Raw genomic sequence first — 17,505 nt, forward strand, 5'->3', positions numbered from 1 at the left:
GCGCGAGCGTGTTATCGAATCAGGCTTTCCGGGTCGTCAATCAGCGTTGGATTCAGGCAGCTTTCGTAGTAGCTCTGAATTTCCGCGATGCGGGTGCGGTGACGCTGGTAGCGTCTGAATGCCTGTATGCTGTTGTAGATAGCGCATCCGAGCATAGAGAACATCAGCAGCGTCGTGCCAAGGTAGCGCCATAATCCTGAACGATCCGGAATACGATGCAGGCCAATGTGCTGGGTGCCATTGGCGTCAGTCGAAATATTGGTGACGATCCCCTCCGCGCGAAACGGTGTCTGCATCAGCATCTGCGCCAGGCGCTGGAAGGCGTTCCACTGTTCCTGGGGTGGATAGTCATATAGCGAGGTCGTCGGCCATGGCTGATCGACCAGATCGCTGCCTTCATCGCTGATAATCAGGAAACCACCGGGGGCAGGGCTATTCAGCGCCTGGGCTGCTCGCGCAGTCTCGCGTGAAATAAACGGCGCCGTAGAGGTATTCACCAGATTATCTAACGACTCTGCGCTTACCGGACGCAGCAGCACGTTCACACCATCCAGTTTGCCTGCGTTCGCTCGCTTCACCAGCGCGGCCCAGTCTTTACTGTTACCGAGGTTAACCAGCGCATTTTTTAAGCGTACACATTCATCTTTGGCTGCACACAGATCGGCCGTTTTCAGGACAATCTCACCAAAATCGTCCAGTAATACCATGCCGGACTTTTGGATTGCCGAGCGTAGCGATGCGCTGACGCGAGAGTCATCGTCAGGTTTGGGATGCAGCTGGCGGCTCACTGCCTGCGTGAGCGCGATAGCCTTATTCACCAGATCAGACTCAGGTAGCGGCAATGCGCGCGCGTCATTCCAGATAATTTGCGAGCAATCGAAAGGCATAAACGGCGTGGCAGGCTGCGCATTCCAGCTCCCTTGGGTATGAATGTTACACATACCCGTGCCGCTCAGGTGCAGCGTGTCACCCACGCGAACGCCCGCGTTTTCGAGCTGTTTAACGCTGGTGGCTTCGATAGTTTGCGCGCCCTTCATCCAGGAAAGCGTGACCTTTATCGGCATATCCAGCGGGATCCAAAACAGCAGCATCAGCAGTACCAGCAAGGAGCCGCCCGCGATGACGGCGTTGCGCAGCCAGTGCTGCAACGGGAAGTTTTTCACTTCATCGTGCAGAGATAAAAAACGCCCCTGGCGGACAACGTGGCGATCGAGATAAATATCGATATCCGTTTGCTGGCCAAGGTCTTGGGCGATGTAAGGCTGCCAGTGAGGTGGGTAGATCAGATCAATAATACCCAGCGAGATATTATTAATTTGCTCCTGATCGTTTTCGCCAAACAACCCCCAGCGACGCGGTGTACCGCGCAGACAATGAATTTCCCGCAGGGCGCTTTTGGACGGCGGGGCGAACAATCCCCACAGACCCGCAGCTAACAGCAGCACCGCGCCACCGACTGCCCACGGAACAAACGTATTCGGGATAACCAAACAGAAAAAGAACAGCAGGAATGAGGCGGTTATCAGCAGTGCTTCGCGCAATCCCGAAGGGCGGCTGAGCGCATATTCTTCATGGGTTTCCTGGCGAATATTCAGCAGTTCAATCTGCTCACTTTCTTCACCACGAATTGACGCCTGGGTGGACGCTGTGTGCTGTAACGCATAACCTCGCGCTTCCTGCATATATTCCTGCAGCGTATGGCCGTTCAACGAGATAACCAGCGGTATCGTATTGGTGTGGATTATCTCAACGCTGTTTTCGTCATTGATGTATTGTTCCCAGAAAGGGGGAAGATGTACCTCAACGGAATCAAGATAGTAGCGCCATTTGTTAGGATCGTCGGTGGTAATGCCGTAACGTGTAATCGAACGAGTAAGCACGATGACGCTATTACTTTGGGCATTCAACGTTAATGAGACCGGCGCAGAACTGGCTCCCGTTGGACCAGGTACTTGCTGAATTTGACTAAGGCTTTCGAGATAGTTTTCGACTGCACTGCGTTCTTCAGGCGCGAGTTTACGTTTCGAGGCGTCTGAGAAGACGCTGCTCAAGGGTAAATTTTTCTGCCTGGATTTTGATTTGAGTAGCCATCCTGCAAGCAATGAGCAGGCCAGCAAAGCAGCTAAAAAAATCAGAATGGTGCTCATGCTTTCCCCATCTTACTTAGTCTGTCAGGCGTGGTCAGTCGCACCCTGTTCAATATTCGTGATTCTGTGGTTGGCTATCGGCAAGTGTGGAGTCGAACTTGAGCATCTTTAAGTACAGCCCAGTAAATGCGAATCATAGCAAAATCACTAAAAATGGAATATCAGCAAATTCCTGGAGTTATTTCAACCTATTGACTTTTAATTTGAAATAGGGATTAACTTTTAGTACGTTACATAAATGTAAATAAACGGCAATTCACATTGCCGAAACCGTGCGGTATATCGCACAATAACCCCAGATTTCACAGCAAAGATCCTCACAATGAGCAAATCATTACAGAAACCCACGATTTTGAAAGTGGAAACCGTCGCCCAATCCCGGCTTTTTAAGGTCGAAAGCGTGGACCTTGAGTTCAGCAATGGCGTACGCCGCGTTTATGAACGCATGCGTCCATCCACGCGTGAAGCGGTAATGATTGTGCCGATTGTTGACGACCACCTGATCCTTATTCGCGAATACGCGGTCGGGACCGAGTCCTACGAACTGGGTTTTTCCAAGGGATTAATCGATCCTGGCGAAAGCGTGTTTGAGGCGGCGAATCGGGAGCTGAAAGAAGAGGTGGGGTTTGGCGCAAAAGATCTGACGTTTTTAAAGAAACTCAGCATGGCGCCATCTTATTTCTCCAGCAAGATGAACATCGTGGTGGCAGAGGACTTATATCCTGAATCGCTGGAGGGTGATGAACCCGAGCCATTACCGCAGGTGCGCTGGCCGCTGGCGCATTTGATGGACTTGCTGGAAGATCCTGATTTTCACGAAGCACGGAATGTCAGTGCGCTGTTCCTCGTACGGGAATGGTTGAAAGGGCAGGGGCGGCTTTAATTACGATTGCCAATTGATGCCTTATCCAGCCTACAAAATTCCGGAAGATCAAAGAATTGTACCGAATTTGTAGGCCGGATAAGCGAAGCGTCATCCGGCAATTGATCAGAACAGTTCGTGTGTCTCACCATTATCGATAATGGTTGTCCCCACTTCGTGTACCGCCTGCTGCGTTGGCTGAGTACCTTCAATGAAATACTCTGCACGGCTATTGCCACCGCTTGCCAGTTGTCCTGTGCTGCGATCGATATTGACCGTCACGATACCCGGCGGCGGCGTCAGCGGCTGTTCAGGCACACCTTCCAGCACGGATTTCATGTAAGCATCCCATGCAGGCTGCGCACTCTTCGCACCGCCTTCGTAGCCGGAGATTTGGTCTTTGATCGCGCCGGAAGCTGTCGTATGGCCAAGGTTGCGGCGATGGTCATCAAAGCCGATCCATACCGACGTTACTACCCCTGGTCCGTAACCGGAGAACCACGCATCTTTAGAGCTGTTGGTGGTCCCGGTTTTCCCGCCGATATCATGACGCTGTAAATCGCGACCGGCACGCCAACCGGTTCCCATCCAGCCTGGTTCACCAAAGATATTGGTGTTCAGCGCGCTTTTAATCAGGAAGGCCAGCGGTGTGTTGATCACGTGCGGAGCGTACTCTTGTGTTCCGCTTTGCGCGACCAGTGCCTGGTTAGCCTGCTCAAGCTGTGGCATAGGCACAGCGGCATTCTGCTGTTCCTGCGAGACGGCGACATCTTCTACATTACTGTTTTCCAGCACGTTAGATTTCTGGGTATCGCCGTAAATCACCGGAATATCGCATTCCGGGCAGGCAATTTTCGGCTTCGCTTCGAAGATAACGCCGCCCATATCGCTTTCGATCTTACTGATGAAATACGGATCGACCAGGAAGCCGCCGTTAGACATCACTGCGTAACCGCGTGCCACCTGCAACGGTGTGAACGAAGCCGAACCCAATGCCAGCGACTCGGTATGCACAATGTTCTGTGCCGGGAAGCCGAAACGTTGCAGATACTCTGCCGCGTAATCCACGCCCATGGCGCGCATGGCGCGTACCATCACCACGTTTTTCGACTGACCCAGCCCCTGACGTAAACGGATAGGGCCAGCATACTGCGGCGGTGAGTTCTTCGGCTGCCAGTCGGAGCCGGCACCGGCATCCCAGCGGGAGATCGGTACGTCGTTGAGCATGCTCGCCAGCGTCAGACCTTTATCCATCGCGGCGGTATACAGGAATGGCTTGATGTTGGAGCCCACCTGACGTAACGCCTGGGTTGCACGGTTAAACTTGCTCTGGTTGAAGTCAAAACCACCCACCAGCGCCAGCACCGCACCGTTTTGCGGGTTGATGGAGACCAGTGCGGAGTTGACGTCTGGCACTTGCGCCAGCCACCAGGCATCGCCCACCTGGCGTACCCAGATTTGCTGGCCGGTCTGAACCACGTCGGTCACTTTACGCGGTGTTGGGCCTTGTTGAGTATCCGAGCGGTAAGGACGCGCCCAGCGCATACCATCCATGCGTAATGACACTGACGTACCATCCGCCAGCGCGGCAATGGCTTCCTGCGGATTGGCGCTGGTAACAACCGCCGGCAGCAGAGGGCCATAGGTCGGCAGCGCTTTCAGCGTATCGGTAATTTTCTTGCTGTCCCAACTGCTTTCGCCCACTTTCCACAGCACGTTTGACGGGCCGCGGTAGCCGTGGCGCATGTCGTAATCCATCACGTTGTTACGTACTGCCTGCTGAGCCGCCTGCTGTACTTTGCGCGTAATGGTGGTGGTGATGCGATACCCGTCTTCATAGGCTTTCTCGCCATAACGGTTATACATCTCCTGGCGCACCATCTCAGACAGATACGGTGCAGAGAAAGCGATTTCCGGCGCGTGGTAGTTGGCATCAATGGCCTCGCCGCGCGCCTGATCGTACTGGGCCTGCGTGATGTAGTTTTCGCTCAACATACGCGACAGTACAACGTTACGTCGCGCGGTTGCACGGTCCATCGAATAGAGCGGGTTGAAGGTTGACGGCGCTTTTGGCAGACCGGCAATCACCGCAATTTCACTTAAGCTGAGTTGATCCACCGTTTTACCGAAATAGACCTGCGCGGCAGCACCCACGCCATAGGCGCGATACCCCAGATAGATCTTGTTCAGATACAGTTCGAGGATCTCATCTTTACTCAGCAGTTGTTCAATGCGGATCGCCAGGAACACTTCTTTGATCTTACGCATCAGCGTACGTTCCGGGCTCAGGAAGAAGTTTCTCGCCAACTGTTGGGTAATGGTACTCGCCCCTTGCGACGCGTGACCGGAGAACAACGCGACGCTGGCCGCACGGAAGATCCCCACCGGGTCTACCCCGTGGTGCTCATAAAAGCGGCTGTCTTCTGTAGCGATAAAGGCTTTAAGCATTACCGGCGGCATTTGATCCAGCGTGACCGGGATTCGACGTTTCTCGCCATATTGCGCGATTAGCTCGCCGTCAGCGCTGTAAACCTGCATCGGGATCTGTAAACGCACATCTTTGAGCGTCGCGACGTCAGGTAATTGCGGCTCGATATAGCGATAGAGGCCATAAATCGAGCCTGCTCCCAGCAGGATGCAACATACTGCAAGGATTAATAAATACTTTACGAACTTCACTGGAGATTTCCCATTTAGTGGCATTTGGGCAGTTTATAAACAAACGCGCGGTAGTATAAAGGCAAGCCAGACGCATTGATATACCCGTTAAAGCGACGGGTGATAAGGAGATCATCAGCAATGGCTTTCAATATCTGGAAAATTGGTCTGCATATTCAGCAACATGAAGCGCTGGCTGTCGCTATCGTTCGCGACGCATCCGGTTGGTTTCTACAGCGTTGGTGGCGTATACCGCTGACGTCTCAGGCTATCGTCGATGGCCACATTCGCGAGCCTGAACAGCTGGTCGCCGCGCTACTGCCGTGGAGCCGGGAGCTCCCTCGCCGACACCGTATTCATCTCTCTTTCCCCGCCAACAGGACGTTACAAAAAAAGTTTCCTCGTCCGACAATGACGTTACGCGAGCCAGAGCAAACTGCATGGTTGTCCGGTTCGATGGCGCGTGAACTGGATATGGCGCCGGATGCGCTGCATTTTGATTATAGCGAAGACACGTTGAGTCCGGCGTTTAACGTCACTGCTGCGCAAAGCAAAGAGATTTCAGCGCTTCTGACGCTTATCCAAACCCTGAAGGTGCAGGTTACGGCGATTACACCGGATGCCAGCGCGTTACAGCGATTTATTCCCTTCTTGCCGGAGCATCACCAGTGTCTGGTATGGCGTGATGACGCCCAGTGGTTATGGGCGACCCGTTCGGCATGGGGGCGTAAATCAACGGGTGATATTGGCAGTATCGATGAGCTTGCCACGACATTGTCTCTGCCCTCGACAGCCATTGTGCAATGCTCTCCTGGCGGCTTCGATCCTTTAAGCGTCGTGTCCGTACGCCAGCCGCCCATTCCAACGCAAAGCCATCACTTCGCCATTGCTCTGGGACTCGCTATGGGGGACGCGTACTGATGATAGCGACCATTAATCTTCTGCCCTGGCGTCAGGCTCGGCGTTACGCTTGCCTACGCTTCTGGTGTGTTTTATTTGGCGCTTCACTCTTGCTTAGTATTGGCGTGGTGTTGCGCTATTACAGCGTTTTGAGTGTAGAAAATCGGGCTGAATTGTTGCTGGCAGACGCCGAAAAGACGCGGGCCGAGGCCTTAATGGCGCTAAAGCCGCGTATGCAGCAGCGCCAGCAACGATGGCAGCAGGTGCAGGCAAGGAACAAACAGCGTGAGCAGACCCGAAGCTGGCAGCGGGTTTTGCAAGGGCTGGCGGAATTACTGCCGGAGCAGGCGTGGTTAACAAAAATGACCTGGCAGCAGGACACGCTGGAACTGACGGGCAACACGCTGAACTTTGCCGCGCTGAAGACGCTGGAAGCGCAATTACGTCAGCAGCCATTGTTTCAGTTGAGCAGCCCCGGTGAAACGCAGCAGGATGCGCAGGGACGCTGGCAATTCCACTATCGACTGACACGGAGCGGTGCGCATGATAACGCTCTGTGATGTCTGGTTAGCGCAGTCGCCGCGCTTTCGACTCATCTGCTGGTGTGGCTGGATACTGGGGTTACTCATACTGGTGACGTTATGTCTTTACCCCGTAGCGCGGGAGCGGGCTATGCAACGCGAGACGCTGGTCCAGCAACGTGCTGCTATTCAGATGCAATGGCGAGATGTCTATCTGCTGTCGGCATCACCAGCAGAGCCTGAAGAGAAACTGACCCTGTTCTCCCCATTGTTGTTTCAGACTTCCCTCACTCGTCTTATCCACTGGCAACCTTCCGCGCAAGGCGGAGAGATGACGCTGAAACCAGCCTGGGATGCCATCCCGCCGATGTTTATCCAACTGGCGGATCAGGGGATGAATGTCAGCCGATTTTCGCTTAGCGCAGAAGGCGCGGAGCTGCTGCTAACGCTACAGCTGGAGCGCCTGAATGACGGTTGAACGCTGGCTGTTGATATGTGTAAGCGTACTGATGCTCACCGGTATGCGTAATCCCTTCCTGCCGCCGGAGGACCATTGCCAAATTGCTGAACTGTCGACATGGCGTTTTCAGGGCATGGTGAGCCAGGACACGCGACCCATGGGCATCGTTCAGGATAGCCAGAAAAAATGGCGGCGGGTTAAGCGAAATGACGTCCTGAAAAACGGTTGGACGATTACGCAGATAACGGCCCAGAACATAACCCTCGACACAGAAAAAAACTGCGAACCGCCGCGGTGGCAGTGGCAACGACAAGGAGCGGTAAATGAAGCGATGGATAGCGTTGATAGTAATGGTACTGGTGGTCGGGATAACGAGCGCGCTGGCGACGAAACCGCAAAACGTGACGCTGGTGGTCGATGATGTGCCGGTTACGCAGGTATTGCAGGCGCTGGCTGAACAGGAACAGAAAAACCTGGTGGTTTCGCCAGATGTCAGCGGCGTGATGTCGCTACATTTGACGGATGTCCCCTGGAAGCAGGCATTGCAGACGGTGGTAAAAAGTGCCGGGCTGGTATTACGCCAGGAGGGCAATATCCTGCATGTGCATTCTGTTCAATGGCAGAATGACAATGCGGCCCGCCAGGACAATGAACAGGCGCGGATTCAGGCCAGTTTGCCGCTGGAGCAGCGCAGCATTATTTTGCACTATGCCGATGCCGCCGAGCTGGCAAAAGCAGGAGAAAAGCTGCTCAGCGCCAAAGGGAGCATGACGGTGGATAAACGGACTAACCGCTTACTGCTGCGTGATAATAGCGTTGCGCTTAACACCCTGGAAAAGTGGGTGGCGCAAATGGATTTGCCGGTTGCTCAGGTTGAACTGGCGGCGCATATCGTCACCATTAATGAAAAAAGTTTGCGCGAGCTGGGGGTTAAGTGGTCGCTGGCTGACGCACAACAACCGGGGGCGGTTGGGAATGTTACAACGCTTGCCAGCGATCTCTCTGTAGCCACCGCCACATCCCGCGTGGGATTTAACATTGGCCGTATTAACGGTCGTTTACTGGAACTGGAGTTGTCTGCGCTGGAGCAAAAGCAGCAGTTGGATATCATCGCCAGTCCACGATTACTGGCATCTCACCTGCAACCTGCCAGTATTAAGCAGGGCAGTGAGATCCCTTATCAGGTCTCCAGCGGTGAAAGCGGTGCGACATCCGTCGAGTTCAAGGAAGCGGTACTGGGGATGGAGGTGACACCAACGGTGTTGCAGAAAGGGAGAATCAGGCTGAAACTGCATATCAGCCAGAATGTTCCCGGACAGGTTCTACAGCAAGCAGATGGCGAAGTGCTGGCTATCGACAAGCAAGAGATTGAAACGCAGGTCGAGGTAAAAAGCGGCGAGACGATTGCGCTTGGCGGAATTTTTTCACATAAGAATAAATCTGCAGCCGACAGCGTGCCGCTATTAGGCGACATTCCCTGGCTTGGCTCTCTTTTTCGCCATGATGGTAAAGAAGACGAAAGGCGCGAATTAGTGGTCTTTATTACGCCCAGACTGGTTTCAACGGAATAACTTATGCATGAAAAGCCGTTGTTTTTGCACTGAACACGTTTCAGGGATTTGACGTGAGGGTGTATTTAGCATACAAGGAGTACCGATTTGAGCGTCGGTACTTTTCTTTACTTATGCGGCAGTGAATACGCTTTGCCTTTCCGGTGGTGTGCCATAGGCTTATTGGGTGTCATTTGACTGCGCGATACGTCGCCAGGTCTGATGTTTGCAGGGTAGCATGCCTGCCACGACCAGAAATGCGTTAGGTTTGGTGATTTATTCAGTTGCCAAACCCGCTTGAGTATTGAGATAATTTTCAGTCTGACTCTCGCAATATCTTATGAGGTTTCAGTTCATGTCCTGCTGCGCTGGGTGTCTGCGAAGCGGGTTTACCATTAACGAATAGTCTTAGTAGTACCGAAAAAATGGCAGAGAAACGCAATATCTTTCTGGTTGGGCCTATGGGTGCCGGAAAAAGCACTATTGGGCGCCAGTTAGCTCAACAACTCAATATGGAATTTTACGATTCTGATCAAGAGATTGAGAAACGAACCGGAGCTGATGTGGGCTGGGTCTTCGATGTAGAAGGTGAAGACGGCTTCCGTGATCGCGAAGAAAAAGTCATCAACGAGTTGACGGAAAAACAGGGTATTGTGCTGGCAACTGGCGGTGGCTCTGTAAAATCACGTGAAACACGTAACCGTCTTTCCGCGCGTGGCGTCGTGGTCTATCTTGAAACGACAATTGAAAAACAACTTGCGCGTACTCAACGTGACAAGAAACGCCCGCTGCTGCAGGTAGAATCACCGCCTCGTGAAGTTCTGGAAGCGTTGGCTGACGAACGCAATCCTCTGTACGAAGAGATTGCTGACGTGACCATTCGCACCGACGATCAGAGCGCAAAAGTCGTAGCAAACCAGATTATTCATATGTTGGAAAGCAACTAATTCTGGCTGAATACACACTCGTCTGCGGGTACAAGTAACTAAGGTGGATGTCGCGTAATGGAGAGGATCACAGTCACTCTCGGGGAACGTAGTTACCCTATCACCATCGCGGCTGGTTTGTTCAATGAGCCAGCTTCATTCTTACCGCTGAAATCGGGCGATCAGGTTATGTTGGTGACCAACGAAACCCTGGCTCCCCTTTATCTCGATAAGGTTCGCGGCGTACTTGAACAGGCGGGTGTTAACGTTGATAGCGTTATCCTTCCCGATGGCGAGCAGTATAAAAGCCTGACGGTTCTGGATACGGTTTTCACCGCGTTACTGCAAAAACCGCACGGTCGTGATACCACGTTAGTTGCCCTTGGCGGCGGCGTGATTGGCGATCTGACCGGTTTTGCGGCAGCCAGTTATCAGCGTGGTGTTCGTTTTATTCAAGTCCCGACAACCCTGTTGTCGCAGGTCGACTCCTCCGTTGGCGGCAAAACCGCTGTAAACCATCCCCTCGGTAAAAACATGATTGGCGCGTTTTACCAACCGGCCTCCGTGGTGGTGGATCTCGATTGTCTGAAAACGCTTCCTGCGCGTGAGCTGGCATCGGGGCTGGCGGAAGTGATCAAATACGGCATCATTCTTGACGGTGAATTTTTCAGCTGGCTGGAAGACAATCTGGATGCGTTGTTGCGCCTGGACGGTCCGGCGATGGCGTACTGTATTCGTCGTTGTTGTGAGCTGAAAGCAGAAGTTGTCGCAGCAGACGAGCGTGAAATGGGCTTACGTGCTTTACTGAATCTGGGACACACGTTTGGCCATGCGATCGAAGCTGAAATGGGTTATGGCAATTGGTTACATGGTGAAGCAGTCGCCGCAGGTATGGTAATGGCTGCCTGTACGTCAGAACGTTTGGGTCAGTTCACCTCCGCTGATACGCAGCGCATCATTACGCTGTTACAGCGAGCAGGCTTGCCGGTGAATGGGCCGCGTGAAATGTCCACCGAGGCTTATCTGCCGCACATGCTGCGAGATAAAAAAGTGTTAGCGGGAGAGATTCGTTTGGTGCTTCCGCGAGCGATAGGGAAGAGTGAAGTGCGCGGCGGAGTGTCGCACGAGGTGGTTCTTAACGCTATTGCTGATTGCCAGCAGGCGTAACAACAAGAAAGGTCAGGCTTACGTTGCGAAACGTAGGTCTTTTAGCTTCAGGTTATGTGCAAAGTCGTAAGCATTAACCTTTGAGTGGGGTGTTAAATGGATGAATTCAAACCAGAAGACGAGCTGAAACCCGATCCCAGCGATCGTCGTACTGGTCGTTCTCGTCAATCGTCTGAACGCGATAATGAGCCGCAAATCAATTTTGATGATGTTGATCTGGATGCTGACGATCGCCGTCCTGCGCGCGCACGCAAAGAGCGTGAAGAAGAGCAGGACATTGAAGAAGAGTATGAATCTGATGACGATGCCGTGGATGAAGAGCGTGTAGAACGTCGTCCGCGCAAGCGTAAGAAAGCGGCCAGCAAGCCTGCCTCCCGCCAATATATGATGATGGGTGTGGGTGTTCTGGTACTGCTGCTGCTGATTATCGGCATTGGTTCTGCGCTGAAAGCCCCCTCATCTTCTTCCAATGAGCAGGCAGCATCTGGTGAGAAGAGCATCGATCTTTCTGGCAGCAATGCAACGGATCAGGCGAGCGCAACGGCTCCTGCAACGGGCGCTGAGCAGACCGCTGGCAATACCCAGCAGGATGTTTCCCTGCCACCGATTTCCTCTACCCCGACTCAAGGCCAGGCACCTGCGGCAACTGAAGGGCAGCAGCGTGTTGAAGTGCAGGGCGATCTGAACAACGCTCTGACACAACCGCAAGGTCAGGAGCAGGTTAACAACGCTGTGGTTAACTCTACGCTGCCGACCGAACCTGCGACCGTTGCGCCGATGCGTAATGGTAATGCTGCGCGCCAGACTGCGAAAACGGAAACGACTGAACGTCCTGCTGCTCCGCGCCAGGAACGTAAACAGGCCGTTATTGAGCCGAAGAGCAAACCGCAAACTACGGTGAAAGCGACGCCGACAGAGCCGAAACCTGTTGCTCAGGCAAAACCAACCGCAACTGCGCCGACGACCACAACCAAAGCACCTGTGGTTACCGCTACGCCGAAGGCGACCGCTGAGCCGAAAGCAACCGCGAATACCACGCCTGCTCAGACCGCAACGCCTGCGCCAACCGCAACAGCGTCAACGCCTGTTGCTGGCGGAGCGAAAAGTGCAGGTAATGTTGGAGCGTTAAAATCTGCGCCGTCCAGCCATTACACGCTGCAGCTCAGCAGTTCTTCTAACTACGACAACCTGAACGGTTGGGCGAAGAAAGAAAACCTGAAGAACTATGTGGTGTACCAGACGACGCGTAACGGTCAACCGTGGTATGTTCTGGTGACAGGCGTGTATGCGTCTAAAGAAGATGCGAAACGTGCAGTGTCTACGTTGCCCGCTGATATTCAGGCGAAAAACCCGTGGGCAAAACCGCTGCATCAGGTTCAGGCCGATTTGAAGTAAGATAGGATATGTTCTGCAATGGTTTGATGTTTCGCCCAATTGCGGGACAAAGACTAAAGCGCAGGATGCTGTCGGAGCTTTCTCCACAGCCGGAGAAGGTGTAATTAGTTAGTCAGCATGAAAAAAAATCGCGCTTTTTTGAAATGGGCAGGGGGGAAATACCCCCTGCTTGATGATATCAAACGGCATTTACCTCAGGGTGAGTGCCTGATTGAACCTTTCGTGGGTGCCGGGTCGGTGTTTCTCAACACCGACTTTTCTCGTTATATTCTTGCCGATATCAACAGCGACCTTATCAGTCTCTATAACATCGTGAAGACGCGTACCGATGAGTATGTGCAGGCTTCGCGTGAGCTGTTTATGCCTGAAACCAATCAGGCTGAGGTGTACTATCGGTTCAGAGAAGAATTTAATGCCAGCCAGGATCCGTTCCGCAGAGCAGTGCTGTTCTTGTATCTGAACCGCTTTGGTTACAACGGATTGTGCCGTTATAACCTGCGCGGCGAGTTTAACGTCCCGTTTGGGCGTTATAAAAAACCTTACTTCCCGGAAGCCGAGTTGTACCATTTTGCTGAGAAAGCGCAGAATGCGGAGTTCCATTGCCTCTCCTATGAAGAGTGCATGGACCGTGCGGATAGCAACTCTGTGGTCTATTGTGACCCGCCTTATGCACCACTTTCGGCGACGGCAAATTTCACTGCGTATCACACCAACAGCTTTAGCCCGAAAGAGCAGGCGCATTTGGCCGAGATGGCAGAAAAGCTGGTCAGTAAGCAGATCCCGGTGTTAATTTCGAACCACGATACGCCCGATACCCGTGAATGGTACCGAGCGGCGAAACATTTTCAGGTCAAAGTGCGGCGCAGCATAAGCAGCAATGGCGGCACGCGTAAAAAGGTGAACGAACTGCTGGCACTGTATAAACCAGGAGTCGTAACGCCTGCGAAGAAATAAATCTCAAGGAGAAGCGGATGAAACAGTATTTGATCGCCCCCTCAATTCTGTCGGCTGATTTTGCCCGCCTGGGTGAGGACACCGCGAGAGCGCTGACTGCCGGTGCCGATGTCGTGCACTTCGACGTCATGGACAATCACTACGTACCGAACCTGACCATCGGACCGATGGTACTGAAATCGCTGCGTAAATATGGCATCACCGCCCCGATTGATGTTCACCTGATGGTGAAACCGGTCGATCGTATTGTTCCGGACTTCGCCGCCGCTGGTGCCAGCATCATTACTTTTCATCCGGAAGCCTCCGAGCATGTCGACCGCACTTTACAGCTGATCAAAGAGCATGGCTGTAAAGCGGGCCTGGTGTTCAACCCGGCAACGCCGCTGAGCTATCTGGACTACGTTATGGATAAGCTCGATGTGATCCTGCTGATGTCCGTTAACCCAGGCTTTGGCGGACAGTCCTTCATCCCACAAACGCTGGATAAGCTGCGCGAAGTGCGTCGTCGCATTGATGAATCTGGCTACGATATCCGCCTCGAAGTAGACGGCGGCGTCAAAGTGAACAACATTGGTGAAATTGCCGCAGCAGGCGCAGATATGTTTGTCGCAGGCTCCGCCATTTTCGACCAACCAGACTACAAAAAAGTCATTGATGAAATGCGCAATGAACTGGCGAAGGTAAGTCATGGATAAGTTTCAGGATATTCGGGGCGCTGCATTTGACCTCGACGGCACACTGGTCGACAGCGCGCCGGGATTAGCCGCAGCGGTGGATATGGCGCTGTATGCGCTGGAACTGCCGGTTGCTGGTGAAGAACGCGTTATCACCTGGATTGGTAACGGTGCAGATGTACTGATGGAGCGCGCGCTGGCGTGGTCTCGTCAGGAGCGCGCAACATTACGTAAAACGATGGGTAAACCGCCCGTTGATGATGATATTCCCGCCGAGGAGCAGGTACGTATTTTGCGTAAGCTGTTCGACAGATACTATGGCGATGTCGCACAAGAAGGGACATTCCTGTTCCCTGATGTTGCCGACACGCTGGGTGCGCTGCATGCGAAAGGATTACCACTGGGTCTGGTGACCAACAAACCGACCCCGTTTGTCGCGCCATTGCTCGAAGCATTAGATATCGCCAAGTACTTTAGCGTGGTCATCGGTGGTGACGACGTGCAGAATAAAAAGCCGCATCCGGATCCGCTACTGCTGGTGGCAAGCAAGCTTGGCATCAAGCCTGAGCAAATGCTCTTCGTAGGGGATTCACGCAATGATATTCAGGCGGCAAAAGCTGCTGGCTGCCCGTCCGTTGGCCTGACCTATGGCTACAACTATGGCGAGTCGATCGCGCTGAGCCAGCCCGACGTTATTTACGACCGTATTAATGAACTACTGCCCGCTCTCGGGCTTCCGCATAGCGAAAATCAGGAATCAAAAAATGACTAAGCCCATCGTTTTTAGTGGCGCACAGCCCTCAGGTGAATTGACCATTGGCAACTATATGGGTGCGCTGCGTCAGTGGGTGAGCATGCAGGATGACTACCATTGCATCTACTGCATCGTTGACCAACATGCCATCACCGTTCGTCAGGATGCTCAGCAACTGCGTAAAGCAACGCTCGATACGCTGGCGCTGTATCTGGCATGCGGTATCGATCCTGAAAAAAGCACCATTTTCGTGCAGTCTCACGTACCGGAGCATGCACAGTTAGGTTGGGCGCTGAACTGCTACACCTACTTCGGCGAGCTAAGCCGTATGACCCAGTTCAAAGATAAATCCGCACGCTATGCGGAGAACATCAACGCCGGTCTGTTTGATTATCCGGTACTGATGGCGGCTGACATCCTGCTGTATCAGACCAACCAGGTACCGGTTGGCGAAGATCAGAAACAGCATCTGGAACTGAGCCGCGATATCGCCCAGCGCTTCAACGCCCTGTATGGCGACATCTTCAAAGTGCCTGAGCCGTTCATCCCTAAATCCGGCGCGCGCGTGATGTCTCTGCTGGAGCCGACGAAGAAAATGTCCAAGTCGGATGACAACCGCAACAACGTGATCGGCCTGCTGGAAGATCCGAAATCTGTGGTTAAGAAAATCAAACGCGCGATGACCGACTCTGAAGAGCCGCCGGTTGTACGCTACGACGTGCAGAACAAAGCGGGTGTTTCCAATCTGCTGGATATCCTCTCTGCGGTCACCGGTAAGAGCATTCCGGAGCTGGAACAGCACTTCGAAGGCAAAATGTATGGTCATCTGAAAGGTGAAGTCGCAGAGGCCGTTTCCGGTATGCTGACCGAGCTTCAGGAGCGCTATCACCGTTTCCGTAACGATGAAGCTTTCCTGCAGAAAGTGATGAAAGAAGGTGCGGAAAAAGCCAGCGCCCGCGCATCTGTTACGCTGAAAGCCGTTTACGAAGCGATTGGTTTTGTCGCCAAGCCGTAATGCTCCCTGCGATACTCAAGAAACCGGGTTACGCCCGGTTTTTTTTCGCCTGTTCGTTTGTGAACCTCAAAAAAGTGTGAAGCGCCTCGCCGTTTGCAAATTTCCTTATTGCATCATATCTTCAATTTAATGAAGATATAAATATTCAATTTACTGAAAATATAAAATGCGTCGGACATTTATCAAGAAAGAAGGGGTTGTGCTGACAACCCTGGCCCGTTACCTGCTCGGTGAGAAGTGCGGTAACAGACTGAAAACTATCGATGAACTGGCAACCGAGTGTCACTCATCGGTAGGGTTAACCCAGGCCGCGTTGAAAACGCTGGAATCTTCCGGGGCAATCCGTATTGAGCGTCGCGGGCGTAACGGTAGCTATCTGGTGGAGATGGATAACCGTACGCTGCTAAAGCATGTAGATATTAATAACGTAGTTTGTGCGATGCCGCTGCCCTACACCCGTTTATATGAAGGGCTGGCGAGTGGGCTGAAGGCGCAGTTCGACGGGATCCCGTTTTATTACGCACACATGCGTGGGGCTGATATTCGCGTGGAATGCCTGCTAAACGGCGTCTACGACATGGCGGTGGTTTCCCGTCTGGCTGCGGAAAGTTACCTTGCTCAGGCCGGACTACGCATCACGTTGGCACTGGGGCCGCATACCTACGTCGGCGAGCATCAGCTGATTTGTCGCAAGGGCGAATCTGCAAATGTAAAACGTGTTGGACTCGATAACCGTTCGGCGGATCAGAAAATCATGACCGAGGCCTGTTTTGGCAACCGTGACGTTGAATTGATCGATATGCCTTATCACGAAAGCTTGCAGCGTATTGCGAAAGGGGATGTGGATGCGGTTATCTGGAACGTGGTTGCAGAGGCCGAGCTGGCGGTTTTGGGATTAGAAGCCACGCCGCTCACTAACGATCCACGATTTCTGCAGGCCACGGAGGCCGTGGTACTGACCCGGGCAGAGGATTATCCGATGCAGCAGCTACTGCGGGCCGTTGTTAACAAAGAAGCGCTGCTTGCCCACCAACAACGTGTGGCGAACGGCGAACAGGAACCCAGTTATTAAGTGAAGGCGAACGACATGGAAAACAGGCTTAACCTGCTGTGTGAAGCAGGCGTTATCGACAAGGATATTTGCAGCGGCATGCTGCAAGTGGTCAGGCGGTTGGATGAAGAGTGGTGTTTGCCGATTCACAATGAACAAGGAACCATGGCGATGACCCATATGGCGAGTGCGTTAATGCGTAGCCGCAGGGGTGAAGTGATTGAAGCGCTGGATGGTGAGCTGTTAGAGGAACTGACGCAATCTCATCTCTGGCCAACTATTTTGCTGGTACATCAGGCGTTGCTGAAAGAGTTCACGGTGACGCTGCACGTGAATGAAGAAGGCTACATGCTGGCGAACTTGTATGGATTGTGGATGGCTGCGAACGAAGGCGTCTAAAACCCATGGAGAATTAGCCTATTGCACCCTAAATATTCAAAAAAATGAATATTTAGCTGAAGGATTAGAAAC

The 17,505-nt window shown here is 53.0% G+C and carries 17 protein-coding genes; 15 read left to right on the forward strand and 2 right to left on the reverse strand.

The genetic code is table 11. The features are described 5' to 3' along the window. Positions 1-11: 11 nt before the first annotated feature. Complete coding sequence (gene igaA / locus OGY83_RS14745) at positions 12-2,147, reverse strand: intracellular growth attenuator protein IgaA (protein ID WP_191213808.1); 2,136 nt, start codon at positions 2,145-2,147, stop codon at positions 12-14. 322 nt (positions 2,148-2,469) lie between these two features. Between igaA and nudE the strand changes: the two genes are divergently transcribed. Then, the gene (gene nudE / locus OGY83_RS14750; protein WP_003827667.1) at positions 2,470-3,030 is read left to right on the forward strand and encodes an ADP compounds hydrolase NudE; all 561 of its coding nucleotides are present in this window, start codon (positions 2,470-2,472) and stop codon (positions 3,028-3,030) included. Positions 3,031-3,135: 105 nt separating this feature from the next. On the opposite strand, the gene mrcA is transcribed toward nudE, so the two are convergent. Continuing rightward, positions 3,136-5,688 (reverse strand): peptidoglycan glycosyltransferase/peptidoglycan DD-transpeptidase MrcA, encoded by a 2,553-nt coding sequence (gene mrcA, locus OGY83_RS14755; RefSeq protein WP_048227408.1) that lies wholly within the window; start codon positions 5,686-5,688, stop codon positions 3,136-3,138. A gap of 120 nt (positions 5,689-5,808) precedes the next feature. Here mrcA and OGY83_RS14760 point away from each other — a divergent pair, with 120 nt between their 5' ends. The 14 genes from OGY83_RS14760 (at position 5,809) to OGY83_RS14825 (ending at position 17,433) form a co-directional block, all read left to right on the forward strand. Continuing rightward, positions 5,809-6,588, forward strand: coding sequence for a type IV pilus biogenesis protein PilM (locus OGY83_RS14760; protein ID WP_286636182.1), 780 nt, complete (start codon positions 5,809-5,811; stop codon positions 6,586-6,588). Then, positions 6,588-7,127 carry a PilN domain-containing protein gene (locus OGY83_RS14765; protein ID WP_286636184.1) on the forward strand — a complete coding sequence of 180 codons (540 nt, stop codon included), beginning with the start codon at positions 6,588-6,590 and terminating at the stop codon, positions 7,125-7,127. Before OGY83_RS14760 ends, OGY83_RS14765 begins: the two co-directional genes overlap by 1 nt. Continuing rightward, entirely contained in the window at positions 7,111-7,566 is a 456-nt protein-coding gene (locus OGY83_RS14770) for a HofO family protein (protein WP_286636185.1), read from the forward strand. Before OGY83_RS14765 ends, OGY83_RS14770 begins: the two co-directional genes overlap by 17 nt. After that, a complete protein-coding gene (locus OGY83_RS14775; RefSeq protein WP_286636186.1) occupies positions 7,556-7,969 on the forward strand; it encodes a HofP DNA utilization family protein in 414 nt (137 codons plus the stop codon). Before OGY83_RS14770 ends, OGY83_RS14775 begins: the two co-directional genes overlap by 11 nt. Further along, positions 7,872-9,119 carry a DNA uptake porin HofQ gene (gene hofQ / locus OGY83_RS14780; RefSeq protein WP_286636187.1) on the forward strand — a complete coding sequence of 416 codons (1,248 nt, stop codon included), beginning with the start codon at positions 7,872-7,874 and terminating at the stop codon, positions 9,117-9,119. The genes OGY83_RS14775 and hofQ overlap by 98 nt, the downstream gene beginning before the upstream one ends. Before the next feature lie 404 nt (positions 9,120-9,523). After that, the gene (gene aroK / locus OGY83_RS14785; RefSeq protein ID WP_003023552.1) at positions 9,524-10,045 is read left to right on the forward strand and encodes a shikimate kinase AroK; all 522 of its coding nucleotides are present in this window, start codon (positions 9,524-9,526) and stop codon (positions 10,043-10,045) included. A gap of 57 nt (positions 10,046-10,102) precedes the next feature. Next, positions 10,103-11,191, forward strand: a complete 1,089-nt coding sequence (gene aroB, locus OGY83_RS14790) for a 3-dehydroquinate synthase (RefSeq protein ID WP_286636188.1) — start codon at positions 10,103-10,105, stop codon at positions 11,189-11,191. Positions 11,192-11,287: 96 nt separating this feature from the next. Beyond that, on the forward strand, positions 11,288-12,586 hold the full coding sequence (gene damX / locus OGY83_RS14795; protein ID WP_191213816.1) for a cell division protein DamX: 1,299 nt from the start codon (positions 11,288-11,290) through the stop codon (positions 12,584-12,586). A gap of 117 nt (positions 12,587-12,703) precedes the next feature. After that, on the forward strand, positions 12,704-13,540 hold the full coding sequence (gene dam, locus OGY83_RS14800; RefSeq protein ID WP_003023558.1) for an adenine-specific DNA-methyltransferase: 837 nt from the start codon (positions 12,704-12,706) through the stop codon (positions 13,538-13,540). A 17-nt stretch (positions 13,541-13,557) separates the two neighbouring features. After that, a complete protein-coding gene (rpe, locus tag OGY83_RS14805; protein WP_003023561.1) occupies positions 13,558-14,235 on the forward strand; it encodes a ribulose-phosphate 3-epimerase in 678 nt (225 codons plus the stop codon). After that, complete coding sequence (gene gph / locus OGY83_RS14810) at positions 14,228-14,986, forward strand: phosphoglycolate phosphatase (protein ID WP_286636189.1); 759 nt, start codon at positions 14,228-14,230, stop codon at positions 14,984-14,986. Before rpe ends, gph begins: the two co-directional genes overlap by 8 nt. Continuing rightward, positions 14,979-15,983, forward strand: a complete 1,005-nt coding sequence (gene trpS / locus OGY83_RS14815) for a tryptophan--tRNA ligase (protein WP_003827687.1) — start codon at positions 14,979-14,981, stop codon at positions 15,981-15,983. Before gph ends, trpS begins: the two co-directional genes overlap by 8 nt. A 166-nt stretch (positions 15,984-16,149) precedes the next feature. Further along, the gene (gene yhfZ / locus OGY83_RS14820; protein ID WP_079938103.1) at positions 16,150-17,055 is read left to right on the forward strand and encodes a GntR family transcriptional regulator YhfZ; all 906 of its coding nucleotides are present in this window, start codon (positions 16,150-16,152) and stop codon (positions 17,053-17,055) included. Between the two features lie 15 nt (positions 17,056-17,070). Beyond that, on the forward strand, positions 17,071-17,433 hold the full coding sequence (locus OGY83_RS14825; RefSeq protein WP_103014742.1) for a PRD domain-containing protein: 363 nt from the start codon (positions 17,071-17,073) through the stop codon (positions 17,431-17,433). Positions 17,434-17,505: the final 72 nt, after the last annotated feature.

This window comes from Citrobacter sp. Cpo090, from assembly GCF_030332665.1.
In the GTDB taxonomy this organism is placed as follows: Bacteria; Pseudomonadota; Gammaproteobacteria; order Enterobacterales; family Enterobacteriaceae; genus Citrobacter; species Citrobacter portucalensis.

Excerpts from the sequence above, each read along its gene's own strand:
- gph (WP_286636189.1), top strand. The coding sequence starts at position 14,228 with ATGGATAAGTTTCAGGATATTCGGGGCGCTGCATTTGACCTCGACGGC.
- rpe (WP_003023561.1), top strand. The coding sequence starts at position 13,558 with ATGAAACAGTATTTGATCGCCCCCTCAATTCTGTCGGCTGATTTTGCC.
- igaA (WP_191213808.1), bottom strand. The coding sequence starts at position 2,147 with ATGAGCACCATTCTGATTTTTTTAGCTGCTTTGCTGGCCTGCTCATTG.
- OGY83_RS14775 (WP_286636186.1), top strand. The coding sequence starts at position 7,556 with ATGACGGTTGAACGCTGGCTGTTGATATGTGTAAGCGTACTGATGCTC.
- nudE (WP_003827667.1), top strand. The coding sequence starts at position 2,470 with ATGAGCAAATCATTACAGAAACCCACGATTTTGAAAGTGGAAACCGTC.
- OGY83_RS14825 (WP_103014742.1), top strand. The coding sequence starts at position 17,071 with ATGGAAAACAGGCTTAACCTGCTGTGTGAAGCAGGCGTTATCGACAAG.
- aroB (WP_286636188.1), top strand. The coding sequence starts at position 10,103 with ATGGAGAGGATCACAGTCACTCTCGGGGAACGTAGTTACCCTATCACC.
- OGY83_RS14765 (WP_286636184.1), top strand. The coding sequence starts at position 6,588 with ATGATAGCGACCATTAATCTTCTGCCCTGGCGTCAGGCTCGGCGTTAC.
- aroK (WP_003023552.1), top strand. The coding sequence starts at position 9,524 with ATGGCAGAGAAACGCAATATCTTTCTGGTTGGGCCTATGGGTGCCGGA.
- OGY83_RS14760 (WP_286636182.1), top strand. The coding sequence starts at position 5,809 with ATGGCTTTCAATATCTGGAAAATTGGTCTGCATATTCAGCAACATGAA.
- damX (WP_191213816.1), top strand. The coding sequence starts at position 11,288 with ATGGATGAATTCAAACCAGAAGACGAGCTGAAACCCGATCCCAGCGAT.
- OGY83_RS14770 (WP_286636185.1), top strand. The coding sequence starts at position 7,111 with ATGATAACGCTCTGTGATGTCTGGTTAGCGCAGTCGCCGCGCTTTCGA.
- yhfZ (WP_079938103.1), top strand. The coding sequence starts at position 16,150 with ATGCGTCGGACATTTATCAAGAAAGAAGGGGTTGTGCTGACAACCCTG.
- dam (WP_003023558.1), top strand. The coding sequence starts at position 12,704 with ATGAAAAAAAATCGCGCTTTTTTGAAATGGGCAGGGGGGAAATACCCC.
- hofQ (WP_286636187.1), top strand. The coding sequence starts at position 7,872 with ATGAAGCGATGGATAGCGTTGATAGTAATGGTACTGGTGGTCGGGATA.
- trpS (WP_003827687.1), top strand. The coding sequence starts at position 14,979 with ATGACTAAGCCCATCGTTTTTAGTGGCGCACAGCCCTCAGGTGAATTG.